A 12,895-nucleotide genomic window follows, 5' to 3' on the forward strand; every position below is an offset into this window, starting at 1 on the left:
TGGTGGTCGGTGCGCCCCTCCGACGCGGGCGGCGCGGATCTGGTCGAGCGCGCCTGCCGCCAGGTCGCAGGCGTCGCCGCCGACATCGCCCGCGACTGCGCACATATCGGGCAGGACCGGCTTTGCAGCGTCGATTACGAAGCGCTTTGCGCCGCGCCGGAACGCACCCTCGCCGCGGTCGCGGAATATCTCGAACGCCACGGGCTTCCCGCCGCGCCCCGCGCCGGGGTGCCCGGTGCCTTCGCGCTGCACCCTTCCCGCCCGCTGGAGGCCGATCGCGAGGCCCGGCTTCAGGCGCAACTGGCCGCGCTGGGGGTCTCGGCATGACTGGCGCGGCGCTGCTTCCGCGCGCGGTCACGCCCGCCGACTGGCCCGCCGTCAGCCAGGCATTCCGCGACCTGACCTTCGAGCAGACCCTCACCTATGGCCAGGCCGCGGCGCGGCGGATCGGGGCGGAGACGCAGTTCCTTGCGCTCGATGATGAGGGCGGAACCCCCGTGGCCGCCGCCTGCCTGCGCCTCAAGCGCGTGCCGGGGCTGGGACGGGGGATCGCCTGGATCGCCGCGGGTCCGCTGATGTGCGGGACCGGCGCACCGCCGCCCGAGCCCGCGCAAATACAGGCAATTCTCGCCGCGCTGCGGGCCCATGTCACGCAGGCGGGGCACATCCTGCGGCTGCGCCTGCCCGCCACCGCCGGGCACGACCCGCAGACCATGGACGAGGCGGCGGCACGCGCGGGCTTCCATCCCTCGACCCGCGCCGCCGCCTATCGCAGCGTCGCCATCGACCTGAAGCAGGACGAGGACGCGCTGCTGGCCGGGCTGCACGGCAAGTGGCGCAATCCGCTGCGCGGCGCGCTCAAGGCGGGGCTGGAGCTGGAGACCGGGCCGATTGCCGAGATGTCCGGGCGATTCGACGCGCTCTACCGGCAGGTTCAGGCCGCCAAGGGTTTCAACCCCGAGATCCCGCCGGAATTCTATTACGATCTGGAGGGGCCGGATTTTGCCCATGGCGTGCTGATCGCGCGCAAGGACGGCACCGATCTGGGCGGGTTTACGCTCGGGCTTGCGGGCGGCACGGCGGTCTATCTCTTCGGGGCGACGGCGGAGGCGGGGCGCAAGCTCAATGCCGGGCATTTCCTGATGTGGCAGGCGATGCTGCACGCCCGCGCGCGCGGTATGCACTGCCTCGACCTGGGCGGGATCGACGCCGAGGCCAACCCCACCGTCACCCGCTTCAAGCGGCGCACCGGCGGCGCCGAAGTCACCGCCCCCGGCCCCTATGAGGCGCGTCCTACCGGGCCTGGCGCGGCGCTGGTCGGCCTGGCCGAGACGGTCCATGCCAAGCTGAGGGCGCGGCGATGACGCGTGCGGTCGGGATCATATTCCACGGCATCGGCACGCCGAAAAGGGATGTTGAAGCAGATGAGGTTCCATATTGGCTCAGCATTGAAAAATTCCAGGCCGCTCTTGATCAGATTACTAACGGGAGTAGCGGGATAGAGTACGTGGTCACCTTCGATGACGGCAATTCATCCGACTACGAAATCGCCCTCCCTGAACTTATCGCAAGGGGTCTTCACGCATCCTTTTTCGTGCTTTCCGGGCGTATAGGAGTGCCTGGTTTCCTTGATGCCACACAGATTCGTGCGCTCCGCGATGCCGGTATGACCATTGGCAGCCACGGTGTCTCCCATCGCGCTTGGTCAGAACTGGACGGCGAAGAGCTATGGGAAGAACTGTCTGAATCTCGCGAGGTTCTCGAAGAAATCTGCGGTCAACCAGTAACGGAGGCCGGCATTCCCTTTGGCAAATACACCGCGCGAGTCCTCAGACAGCTGCGCCATGCGGGGTATACGGCTGCGTACACGAGCGACACCGGGTCGATGGATAGGGAAGCTTTTTTAAGACCGCGCACATCTCTTACGTGTGACATGAGCATTGAGAGCTTGATGAGCGTGCTTTCCGGGCCCCCACGTACAATTCGCCGACAGATCGGTATGGCACGCCGCAGATGGCTGCCATGATACGAAAAGGGGTGTATCCTTCATTGTTCCGTTGGCTCCTGTGGCAGCCTTGCCAGCCTCGCCGCGCGAAGCGTCCCGCAATTGGTTGACTGAACCTCGGGGTTGGAGGACATCTGGTTGTGGATAAGTGCCGGAAGCCGGCCGGCCCGCGCGATGGGAGTTTCATGAAGTACCTGTTTTTCGGTTCGATTCTCTTCCTGACGGCCATCGGCGGTATCGCCTATGGCGTGGGCATCGGCGTCTACCGGATGTGGCCTTATACCGAGCTGCGCTTCATCAAGGACGAGTTGTCCTTCGTGTTGAGCGACCTGATGGGACGGACGGACAGGCTGGTGCTGACCGATGACAGCCGGTCGCTGCCCGATCTGGCGCCCGTCGAACCGGCCGGTCTCTTCGGCGCCTCGGTCCCGCGGGTGAGCTTTCCCGGCCCGATCTCGGGCTATACGCTGGTGCTGGGTACCTTCGATCTGGGCACCGTCGAACATGCCGCGCTGCTCTTTGACGAGACCGGGCGCGTCGTGCATCACTGGGTCCTGAACGAGGACGCCATCGCCACCGCGGAGCGGCGCGATACGCCCTACAAGTTCCCGCACGGTTTCGAAGTCATGCCCGACGGCTCGGTCATCTTCGCCTTCGACGGTGGCGTGTCGCTACAGAAATTCGACGCCTGCAGCCGGCCCGTCTGGGCGGTGGAGGGCGCCTACCACCACAGCGTCACGCTGACCGGCGACCGCCGCCATGTCTGGACCCTCATCAATCACGACCCCGTTCCGGAGGACCCCCGCGACGAGGCGCGCCGCGCCGGTGCCCACAAGATCGGCGTGGCGGACGGCTCCATCGACGCATCCTTCACGGTCCGCGACGTGATCCGGGCGAACCCGACGCTCGATCTCTTCGGCGCGCGCCAGATGGACGAGACGAAGCATGGTTATTCATGGATTAGAGATCCGATGCATCCCAACGACATCGACCCGCTGCCCGCGGCGCTGGCCGGGGCCTTCCCGGATTTCGCGCCGGGCGACCTTCTGATGAGCTTCCGCGGGCTCAACCTCGTCACCGCAGTGGATCCCGAGACGCAGAAGGTCAAATGGTACAGCTACGGCCAGATGCGCCGGCAGCATGATCCTGACTGGGAGCCCGACGGCACCATCACAATCTACGACAACAGGATGCACCGCAATTCAAGCCGGATAATACAATTACGCCCCCCAGAACCTCAGCATTCCGAGACAATCATCAAGGGTGAAGACGTAGAATTCTATAGCTGGATACAGGGAAAGCACCAATTGACCGACGGCGGAAATGCCGTGCTTTTCTCCATTCCGCAGCAAGGCCGAGTACTTGAGATTGATAGGGACGGGAATGTACGCATGGAGCTCGTAAATAATTTTCAGAGATCAAACAATCGCCGATTTCTTGTTTCTGAAGCAAAACGCCTACCGGTTAATTATTTTCATCCAGGCACATTCGAACTCTGCACAAAACAATAACCGGAGCCATTTCCAAAGACGTCCCATTAAGTAGTTGCGCCATTTCTTAATTTCCAGAGCAAAATCATACTGAACTCAGGAACTCCTATCATATCCGAATTTGTCAAGGATGTGGCCCAGCTCCTTGTCAATGAATGCAAGATGCTCAGGCTCCAACTCCGCCTTCCACTGGCCGCTCCTACCGCTGCGGATATGCGACCGTTCGTTGGGCTTGTCCTTCGACACCCGGCTGCGCTTGCCCGCCTCGAAGAGCCGCATCAGCCGCACGCCCAGGTCATGCGCCTCGCCCTCCAGCCCCAGGAAGCTGAACATGCGCGCATAGCAGGCGTCGCGATCCTCGCCCATCAACTCGTCATAGGAAACCTCCAGGATATCGGGATCGTCCAGGTCCCAGTTATCCAGAATTTCCCGGCTGAAGAAGATGAAATGCCGGATCGTCATGAAGAGCCCCTCGGTCTTGTCAACCGCGCGCAGCTTTTCCTGATAGGTGACGCCGTTCTCGTCGGGGACATGAACCCAGAGCTCGTTGGTCCAGAGATGATAATGGTAGGAGGACACGATCATGTCGCGCGGATCGCGCATGATGTGAATGCCGCGATAGGGGCCGATCTCCGCCCAAGGCGTACGGCTGTGGGTGGACAGGAAGACTCTTGTACCAGGCCGTGGGACATCCTTTGGCACGTCCTCAAATGATACATTCAAACCCAATGCAAGGAACCTAAGAACCGCCTTAAAATATGTCGTCATGCTCTTGTGATGAGTGGCAACAAACAAGCATTTTGGCGGCGTGTTAAACTCATTTCTTCCATAACGACACTTGGCTAAATATGGTAACATGATCCAAAATTCAGGGTTTCTCACAAGCCCATAATTTTTCCGTACTGAGATAGGAACTTGCCTGACCATCTTCGCCATCCTCGATCGTCGAGAAGGCACACCCATACCCGCGCTTGTTACGATTTTTTCTTCACTTGCATCCATTTCATCTAATCCGTGCTCGCATTATCCCGTCCCTTCGCTCCACCAGACGTGTGACTTAAACTATCCTGATGCGAGCTCATATGACCAAACCTTGTATAACGAATTGTTCTATCTTTTCCAGAACCCACTTCGCCATGCACATCATCAAAGTCTTCATCGTTCGAATCAATTAGCCATATACCACTGCCCAACAAGAACATAAATAAGCAAAATGTGGCATCCCAAACGTGCACAGTGATCGCTGCAATGCAGAAACCAGAAAGTGAAAACAGATATCCGAGTCGAAATTTGGCAAGGTCGCCTTTCAATTGGGAACCTCCAACCTTACGAAAACTAATTACCACAGCCAAAAGCAAGAATATAAAAGCTGGAAGCCCGTACCGAAGCGCAACCACGAGCCAAAAATTATCAATACTTGACAGCATCCACGGTGGGCGAGTCCAGTCACCCAAACCTATCCCGAAAATCGGGTTCCGCATTACATCATCAGAGGCGTTCTCGAAAATATGAATCCTATTCCAGGCCGTCGATGATTTTAATGTAAGATAGGCAGCAAAAATCTGCGCAGGAGATCGATTTGAAAATATCTCAATGAAAACGTAGCAGCCAATAAACCCCCATATGAGAAGGTTCCAACGCTTCTGGACAAAATCAAAAATTTTACGCCACACCATCAATCCAATTTGCACAGCAACAGCGAGAAATGCGCCGGACGAAAGGGATGAAAACACCGCAATAGTTACTAGTCCAGTCGAAAACAATCTTGAAAATAACTTCTTACTGCCCCCAAGAACGAGCCAGGAAAGTGAGAAAGCCGAGGCACAATATACCCCGTAAAGAATCGGATGTGGCATCGAACCCTGGGCTCGGTACAATCCAAGTCTCGGTTCTTGATGCACTTCCCTGTAAACATTCATGAAGTTTCCGAATACATCGATAAGTATTGAGCGATCATAAATGTTTTGATACAGACTGAATGGCACCATAATCACTACGGACACGAAAAACCAGTAGCAGAAATGCCTAAAAGATTCCGGGGATCTAATCATGGCTCTCGCAATAAAATAAGGAGCGAGAGTTTCAATTATCCTGATACCTATGAACTCCCACTGACTCCCCACACCATGATTCACGGCAATGGCGGCTGAACTCCAAAATGCATGCAATACAACCAATAAATCAATTGATTTCACACCATTGTACCGACCTGTCAAACAGAGGAAAAGCACTGGGATAAACGCAGCGACCAGAATCGACCTGTAGATGCTCATTCTCAGACCGAAAACGTCAAAATAAAATGGCATCACAAACGACATCATTAAAATGGCAACGAGGATCGGGTGTCGTTTCGCCTTGCCTAGAGACTGGCGTTGGATGGAGCCTTTTGGGGCCGCGGCATCAGTAAGCATGGCCGCTTCCAAACTTATGCGCAGGATCAGAATATGCAGTACTTTCAGCACGAAGCAAGTCGACGCTCATAATTTCCCTCTGCATTTACTTTGTCCTCCTACAACATGCCTTGCTTCTGCTTCTCTCTCTGTATTTACGACGCCTGCACTGCATTACAGGAACGCGCTATAGCTGAAACCGGCGTTTTGCTTTTTTGATATCGTAAATACTTGAAAGCAGATCGTAGTCTTGCCGCGTCACTTCAAACAGTTTATCCACCTGGTTACTCGTTAGACTGTCATCCCGCTTTTCGGATGGCGCTACATTAGCGTGTTTCAGATTCACTTTCCGGCAAGATTGCTCCCGAAGAAATGACTCAAAATCGTCAAACCTCTCCAATGTAAATGTTCTGTCAAAATACGTCAGATCACCGCCAAGATGCCATACGTAAGGGGTTGTGTGGACACGTGCGGGCCTGCTGATTGAGCGATATTCCTCAAAATGATCGATAAATTCTCCGAATGTTGGATTTAGCGGGAGCCCTTCGTTTTCGACGTCGAGTTCCTCAGAACGCCAACGAAACTGTCTCTCGTGTATTTTATCCCTCCATGCCGATCTAATTCTCGAAGCAGGATCTCGGACTATTGCGATTTTCGTGAACATCTCCGGCACTTCATCCAGGCCAAATACTGTACATCGAAATCCCTCGACTTCATGAATGTTTCGTGGCTTGGCTAGTTTTCGGCGCGCGAGTTGCCAGCGGATGTGATGAAGTAGTCGATCAATACCTTTACCGCGGAAAGGGCGCCCAAACTCCATCTCCCACAGTGTTTCCTTGACACTCGTGCTACCTACTTTTGTTACGTCAAAATAGGCTAGTTGTATTGATTTCGCCAACACTACCATCTGCACCCCGCTTGCACAGCGCCCCACCTAAGTATCTTAGAGCACGGCAAAAAACCTAGCAACGGTGGATGATGAAACAGGCGTTGCGTAGCTGGCCTACAACGTCAAAATGCTACTGGCTCTGTTCACCAAAGGTGTCGATCCGATGCTGCCCAAGACCCAATGCCTTATCCTGCTCCAAGTAAAACCATGCGCCCAACATGCAAAGCAAGAGGACGAATGATGCGATCGTATCCCTTTTGGCTCCTTATCTTTGTGTTATTTATACAAATCAAGATGTTAGCTAGTTTTTGCCGTCGTGCGTACAGAAAAGTCACGGGCCACAAGCCGGATCACTTCGACACCACGGTACCAAGGCAAATCCCCAAGACGGTCTGGATGTACTGGGACGCGGGCGAGTCATCCGCTCCTGAACTTGTCCAGATGTGTATCGCTTCGTGGCGAATCATGAACCCGACTTGGGATGTCACAGTGCTTGACGCTTCAACCGCTGGCAACATGGTGGATATGCCGATAGGCGCTACGGATATTCCTGTCCAGTCTTACGCCGACCTCCTGCGACTTCGGTTGCTGAGGCAGATGGGAGGAGTTTGGGCGGATGCCACAACCTACTGTGTCCAACCTCTTGATTGCTGGCTTCCACTTGTTGCGCAGAGAGGGTTCTTTGCCTTCACTTGGACACCAACTGATCGGTGGTTCATCTGGCCAGGAGTCCGGCGCTCTTTGACAAACTGGTTTTTGGCGTCTGAGACCCAAGGGGAGATAATTTCTCAGTGGGAGATGTATAGTTTCGCCTATTGGGAGAATCGGAAGAAACCTCACATTTACTTTTGGCCACACCTTTTGTTTGAAGTACTTACTTTGTTGCGTGTTCGATTCCGGAAAAGCTACGCGTCAATCCCAAAAATTGGCTGTTATGGTTCACATATTGTACACGATTGCGTAACGCGCAGCAGGGATGAAGGTATCGTGAGAAAGGTATTACTGAGCGGCGTTGCGCCAGTTCAAAAGTTGCGGTGGGACTGGAGCGATGAACAAGTAGAGAGAGCAAAAATGTTGCTTTCCAATCAGACTATATAGTTCATTGCACAGAACTTACGCTGTCCCGCCGGTCACGCGCATGCCCGTTGCAGGGCACCGCGGTGAAGATCGTAATCGCTCGCGTAATACTCGGCCACGAAATCGCGCACACCAGCCGTGTCGAAAGCCGGCAGCAGCGCCTGCGCCTTGGGCTTCATCATCATTCGACGCGCGGATTTCCGGACCCAGCGATGTAGCGGCTCGGGCATCAAGCGCTTGGCTTGCTGGCTGCCCGTCTGCGCGATCTGCCTGAGATGCGGATAACGGAAAACGGTGGTTTGGTTGGCATGGCCGAAGGCCAGTTCGGTGCCGCCGATCGTATCGCCGATCGCGGCAGCCAGGTCGTCCAGTCGCTCGACCGGAAATATGGTCTGCACAAGTCTCTCGCCGTCCATGAACACAAAATCCGACTGCCGCGAAAAATGGATGAACTCGGGCGCGGTGACCTGCGGCACGGACCGAAGATAAGACATCACGCGGTCAAGCTCGGCGGCGATGTCCGCTTCGCCCAACTGCGCGATCTCGGACTTCAGGTACATCTTGGCGCGCTGCGCCATGGCGGACTGGAACCGCTGCATTGGGTCGCGCACGATCGCGAAGGTCGCGTAGCTGCGGAGTTTGGCGAACACATCCGGGTCGATCTCGGCCAGCAGGTTGAGCGGGAGATGCGTGAAATCCAACTCGCCATGGGCCGGGTGATGGCCCAAGCTCTCAACGAAATGCGGCGCGCCGTCATGGAAATCCTCCAGCGCGCGGCGCACCGAGGTGCCAGCGCATTTCGGAATGTGGATGAAGATGAAACCGAAACGGTCGGATACAATCATCACGCGGCTCCCCGCCGCCAGCCGCCGGATTCGGAAAAAAGCCTGACCGCCGGATCGGCGGCCCCGCTTATCGGTTCGAACATGGCTACGCGGCCCGGATGGAAAACTTCGATCATCTTTCAGCTTCTTGATTTGCCTCCGAAAACGAAAGCCTATCCCGATGATCGAAGTCTATACCATCCCGCCGGCCTTTACGAGACCAGCGCGTCGTCCTGGACGAGCGGCAGGTCCACGAAATCGGCGTCGTCGTCGACCCGGAAATCCGTGTACTCGCCCTCCGCAAACCGGCCCCACGGCGCGCCGAGCGCCCAGCCCCATTCGCGGCCGCCAGCACCGACGAAGTCGAAATCGGTGCCGGTCTCGTCCAGCACAAGCTGGTCATCCACGATCACTTGCAGCCGGTCGACCGTCTGATCGACGATCACCGAAATCTCATGGCTGTCGGTGTCGTTCAACCCCAGGTCCGCGATCTGGAACCCCTTGTGGAACGCCGCGTCTTCGTTAGCCACATGGACGCGCAGCCCGTCGTCTTCCAGCGTGATCCCGAACTTCTTGTGGTTCCAGACGATTCGTTGGTCGCTGCCATCGGCCTGATCGCGCGCGAACTCCACCGAGAAGGCGATCTTGTCGGACTGCTCGAATTCCTGCAGGCGGCCCAGATCGACATAGTCCTTCTGGCCGTCCACGTGGATCGCATCATGCGTCGCGTAATGCACCACCTGCGCGTCGTCGTTGAGGACTTCGCCCCCTGCCGCCTCGATCGCGGCGAAGTCGAGCACATAGTCGTCGAGCACGAGGGGCGACGAGCTCGTCGTGCCCCCCGTCGCATTGCCCGCCGTCGCGCCGGAGGTGTCGGTGGAGGTACCCGAGGTCTCCGTAGACGTGTTCGCACTCGTGCCCGTCGAGGCCTCCGCGGTGGTCTCGCCGCCCGATGTGTCGGTGGTCGTGGTGCCGGACGTATCCGTGCTTGCCGACGTATCGGTGGAGGTGGCGCCGGACGTGTCGGATGCCGTGGTCGTGGAGGTGTCCGTACTTGTGCTGCTCGATGTATCCGTCGTGGTCGTTGAGTCCGACGTATCCGTCGTTGTACTGCCCGACGTATCCGTGCTCGTGCTGCCCGAAGTGTCCGTAGTCGTCCCGGACGTGTCGGTGGTTGTCGTGCCTGTCGTGCCCGTAGAAGTGCTTCCCGTCGTGCCGCTGGAGGTGGCCAGCGTGGTGTAGCTGTCCGGCGCGAACGGGTAGTTGTAGACGATGTCGGACCCGGCGCCCATCTGGTCGATCAGGCCGCCTGACTGAACCCCGTACTGATTGTAGCCGTCCGCCTGCGTCGACGCATACATCGTCAGTAATGCCGGATACTCGGCCTTGCCAGCGGTCACGTTGTTAGACACATTCCAGTCAGATTGGCCAGAATATCCTACAACGTTTGAAACTACATTTTGTTGGAGCGTCACATTCGTAGACGCGCCCCCAACATTTATCTTCGGAATAGCAACACCACCGGTAAGGCCAATATCCACCGCGATGACCGAATTGTTTGTTATCGCGATATTATTCGCACTTGATACTGTGATGCCATGCGCTTGCGAGTTGTAGATGACATTGTTGTCGATCAATACATTTTGATAGAACTGCGACGGGTCAGAGTCGCTGGTACCACCATTGCCCATGAAAATTGATTGCGTGAAGTCCCCGGAACCAATATCCAAGATATTATTTTGAATAGTTATATTTGAGCTAGTTCCACTATTTCGCGTGAACTGGATCATGTCCGCATGATCTCCCGAAGTGGGCGACCTCAAAAAATCGTGAATATAGTTCCCTTCTATAACAACCTGATCAACATTGCCAAATATCATGCCATCAGATCTGTTGGAATGAACATTGTTTCCAGATACAAGTATATCATTCGAGTTGCTGACACCGAGTGCCTTCCACCAGTCAAAAAACTCATTATCCACCAGCGCGACTTCAGAAGAATTGCGCACTGCGATGCCTCTGCCAGTACCGTACCCATCTGAACTGGTCGATACGCCCTGAGCGACATCGCCAGAAAAAACCGATTCCGCAATTGTTACGTTCACACTGTTATCGACCAGAAACGGAGTGTGACTGGTCGCATCGCCCGAGCTGAACGTATAGTCGAAATTCAACCCCTGGAAGGTGATGTTCGACGCCCCGTCGACGCGCAACTCCGAGATCGTCGCGGGCGTCGTCGTGTCCGCCGACTTGATCGTGACCGTCGAGGCATATTGATAAGCCCCGCCCTTCATGTTCAGCCGTCCATAGTCCCCTGCCGTCAGCAGGATCGTCTCACCGCCGGTCGCGTTTTGTAGCGCGGCATCCAGCTCGGACGAACTCGAGACTGTTACAATCGTATTTGCCATCGTGAACCTTCTCTAGATTTCTGTACGCTGGACGCGCACTTAAGCCTTGCCCCACCACAAATCAGCCGGTCGCGCGTGGCATTTGCGCGGCCGAAATGTGGCTGCCCTTTGGTAATTCCGGATATCGAAGACAATGCCCCCGCATATGCGCGACTTTCCGCCGGAAGTGGCTTGTTTCTGGGAAACTTGTTTCTGCCTCATTACTCGTGGCGGGACTTTTGTCGCTCTGTCCCGTCATGCGCAACAGTGAAACACCAGGAGGCGATCAGCGTGGCGAAGGTTCGCTCAGTCTGGATTTTCCGTAGGCGTGACTTTGCCCAAATTATGCCCAGATCCGAGATTCACGTTCACTTCTACGTAACTGCGGGCCAGATCGCGCAGTGTTGTTGCCAACGCGATATCCGCCGTCGCCACCGATTGTTCGGCATCGACCAGGTCCAGAACCGTCGCCCCGCCCGAGATGATGAGCTCCCGCGTCAGGTCCGACGCTTCCCGGAAAAGCCGCGCCGTACGCTGTGACGCCTGGACCGAGGCCCGGTTGCCCGAATAGCCCGCCAGCGCCGTCTCCACGTCCAGAACCGCTTCCAGCACCGTGCGCTTCCACCGAGTATAGGCCTGGCGCGCGCGCGATTCCGCCGCGCGGGTCGCCGCGCGCGTGTCGCCCGAGAAGAGCGAGGGGAAGGTGACGGCCGGGCCGGCCTGATAGGCGGTGCCCGACGCCCCGCCGATGGAGGTCAGCGTGATCAGCCCGCTCAGCGTGAGCTGCGGATAGAGATCGGCGCGCACCACGCCCACCTCGGCCACCGCGGCATAGTATTCGCGCTCGGCAATGAAAATGTCGGGGCGGTTGCGCAGCAGGTCGGGCGGGATGCCGATTTCCGGCGACATGGTGGGACGAAGCTGCCGCGCCCCGCTGTCCAGGTCGACGCCCAGCCGGCCCGGCGTCACGCCCGCCAGCACCGCGATTCGATACTTGCTGGACTCGACCGCGGCGCGCAGCGGCGGGATCTGCGCGCGGGTCTCGGTCACCAGCGCCTCGGTCCGCACGATGTCGAGCCGCGTCACCGCATCCTGCTCGAAAAGCCGGCGTGTCAGGTCCAGCGATTGCAGGCGCGATTGCAACTGCCGCTGCCGCAATTGCAGGGACCGCTGGTTGAAGCGCAGGTCGATATAGGCATTCGCCATGCTGGAGAGCAGCAGCAGCCGCGCCGCGTTCACTTCCGCATCCGCGGCGGCCGCCCGCGCGCGCGCGGCCTCCACGCGCCGGTAGCGCGCGCCATAGATGTCCAGAAGCCAGCTCAGGCCCAGCGACGCCTCCGCGCCCTCGTCGTCGCGCACCGCCGAGCCGCCCTCGACCTGCGCGCGGGCCTCGGGTTCCAGCTCCGCCTCGCCCGGCACGGCGCCGACATTCTCCCGCGCCTCCACGAGACGCTCCTTGGCCAGCTCGATATCCAGGTTGCCGCTCAGCGCCGTATCGACCAGCGCGTTTAGCGTGGGGTCCTTCAGGGTCTTCCACCAGTCGGCATTGGTCAGCAGCACCGGCGCGCCACTTCGGGCCGCCTTGTAGGAACTCATGAAAGGAAAGACCGGCGCATCGTAGTCAATGTCGCGGGAACAGGCCGAAAGCGTCAGGGATAATCCCAACACCCACCCCGTTACCGGCCGGAACCGACACAGTTGTCCTGCCATTACACTGCCCATCCTGCCTGCGCCCCCACCATTCTTACCCGGCGGGTTCACGCTTTTGCGAACAATGCCATAAAGTCGCATATCAAACAACAAATTGGTCAACCTGTTTCTATCGGGTGTGGC

General features: G+C 57.6%; 11 protein-coding genes. 5 read left to right on the forward strand and 6 right to left on the reverse strand.

Translation table 11 applies throughout. From position 1 onward, the window contains the following. The 4 genes from DDZ14_RS19640 to DDZ14_RS07325 form a co-directional block, all read left to right on the forward strand. Positions 1-327 (forward strand): hypothetical protein (locus DDZ14_RS19640; protein ID WP_158275473.1); only part of this gene is annotated, 327 nt, incomplete at its 5' end. Beyond that, positions 324-1,364 (forward strand): lipid II:glycine glycyltransferase FemX, encoded by a 1,041-nt coding sequence (locus DDZ14_RS07315; RefSeq protein WP_109424307.1) that lies wholly within the window; start codon positions 324-326, stop codon positions 1,362-1,364. The genes DDZ14_RS19640 and DDZ14_RS07315, both read left to right, overlap by 4 nt. After that, entirely contained in the window at positions 1,361-2,026 is a 666-nt protein-coding gene (locus tag DDZ14_RS07320) for a polysaccharide deacetylase family protein (RefSeq protein ID WP_109424308.1), read from the forward strand. Before DDZ14_RS07315 ends, DDZ14_RS07320 begins: the two co-directional genes overlap by 4 nt. Before the next feature lie 164 nt (positions 2,027-2,190). After that, a complete protein-coding gene (locus DDZ14_RS07325) occupies positions 2,191-3,516 on the forward strand; it encodes an arylsulfotransferase family protein (protein ID WP_109424309.1) in 1,326 nt (441 codons plus the stop codon). Positions 3,517-3,591: 75 nt separating this feature from the next. On the opposite strand, the gene DDZ14_RS19645 is transcribed toward DDZ14_RS07325, so the two are convergent. The 3 genes from DDZ14_RS19645 to DDZ14_RS07340 all read right to left on the reverse strand — a co-directional run bounded on the left by DDZ14_RS19645 (position 3,592) and on the right by DDZ14_RS07340 (position 6,792). Next, on the reverse strand, positions 3,592-4,497 hold the full coding sequence (locus DDZ14_RS19645; protein WP_109424310.1) for a sulfotransferase domain-containing protein: 906 nt from the start codon (positions 4,495-4,497) through the stop codon (positions 3,592-3,594). A gap of 5 nt (positions 4,498-4,502) precedes the next feature. Next, a complete protein-coding gene (locus tag DDZ14_RS07335; RefSeq protein ID WP_109424311.1) occupies positions 4,503-5,957 on the reverse strand; it encodes an O-antigen ligase in 1,455 nt (484 codons plus the stop codon). 115 nt (positions 5,958-6,072) lie between these two features. Continuing rightward, positions 6,073-6,792, reverse strand: coding sequence for a sulfotransferase family 2 domain-containing protein (locus DDZ14_RS07340; RefSeq protein ID WP_109424312.1), 720 nt, complete (start codon positions 6,790-6,792; stop codon positions 6,073-6,075). 276 nt (positions 6,793-7,068) lie between these two features. On the opposite strand from DDZ14_RS07340, the gene DDZ14_RS20250 reads away from it, so the two are divergent. After that, positions 7,069-7,872 carry a capsular polysaccharide synthesis protein gene (locus DDZ14_RS20250; protein WP_369914695.1) on the forward strand — a complete coding sequence of 268 codons (804 nt, stop codon included), beginning with the start codon at positions 7,069-7,071 and terminating at the stop codon, positions 7,870-7,872. A 32-nt stretch (positions 7,873-7,904) separates the two neighbouring features. Here the strand turns inward: DDZ14_RS20250 and DDZ14_RS07350 are convergent, their stop codons facing one another. From DDZ14_RS07350 to DDZ14_RS07360, 3 genes are all read right to left on the reverse strand, one after another. Beyond that, positions 7,905-8,696 carry a sulfotransferase family 2 domain-containing protein gene (locus tag DDZ14_RS07350; RefSeq protein WP_109424314.1) on the reverse strand — a complete coding sequence of 264 codons (792 nt, stop codon included), beginning with the start codon at positions 8,694-8,696 and terminating at the stop codon, positions 7,905-7,907. A gap of 191 nt (positions 8,697-8,887) precedes the next feature. Then, positions 8,888-11,083 (reverse strand): right-handed parallel beta-helix repeat-containing protein, encoded by a 2,196-nt coding sequence (locus DDZ14_RS07355; RefSeq protein ID WP_109424315.1) that lies wholly within the window; start codon positions 11,081-11,083, stop codon positions 8,888-8,890. A gap of 285 nt (positions 11,084-11,368) precedes the next feature. Beyond that, on the reverse strand, positions 11,369-12,727 hold the full coding sequence (locus DDZ14_RS07360) for an efflux transporter outer membrane subunit (RefSeq protein WP_158275476.1): 1,359 nt from the start codon (positions 12,725-12,727) through the stop codon (positions 11,369-11,371). Positions 12,728-12,895: the final 168 nt, after the last annotated feature.

It is taken from the genome of Maritimibacter sp. 55A14 (assembly GCF_003122205.1).
Taxonomy (GTDB): domain Bacteria; phylum Pseudomonadota; class Alphaproteobacteria; order Rhodobacterales; family Rhodobacteraceae; genus QEYE01.

Coding starts and splice junctions, on each gene's coding strand:
- DDZ14_RS07320 (WP_109424308.1), top strand. CDS start 1,361: ATGACGCGTGCGGTCGGGATCATATTCCACGGCATCGGCACGCCGAAA.
- DDZ14_RS19645 (WP_109424310.1), bottom strand. CDS start 4,497: ATGGATGCAAGTGAAGAAAAAATCGTAACAAGCGCGGGTATGGGTGTG.
- DDZ14_RS20250 (WP_369914695.1), top strand. CDS start 7,069: ATGTTAGCTAGTTTTTGCCGTCGTGCGTACAGAAAAGTCACGGGCCAC.
- DDZ14_RS07350 (WP_109424314.1), bottom strand. CDS start 8,696: ATGATTGTATCCGACCGTTTCGGTTTCATCTTCATCCACATTCCGAAA.
- DDZ14_RS07340 (WP_109424312.1), bottom strand. CDS start 6,792: ATGGTAGTGTTGGCGAAATCAATACAACTAGCCTATTTTGACGTAACA.
- DDZ14_RS07355 (WP_109424315.1), bottom strand. CDS start 11,083: ATGGCAAATACGATTGTAACAGTCTCGAGTTCGTCCGAGCTGGATGCC.
- DDZ14_RS07315 (WP_109424307.1), top strand. CDS start 324: ATGACTGGCGCGGCGCTGCTTCCGCGCGCGGTCACGCCCGCCGACTGG.
- DDZ14_RS07325 (WP_109424309.1), top strand. CDS start 2,191: ATGAAGTACCTGTTTTTCGGTTCGATTCTCTTCCTGACGGCCATCGGC.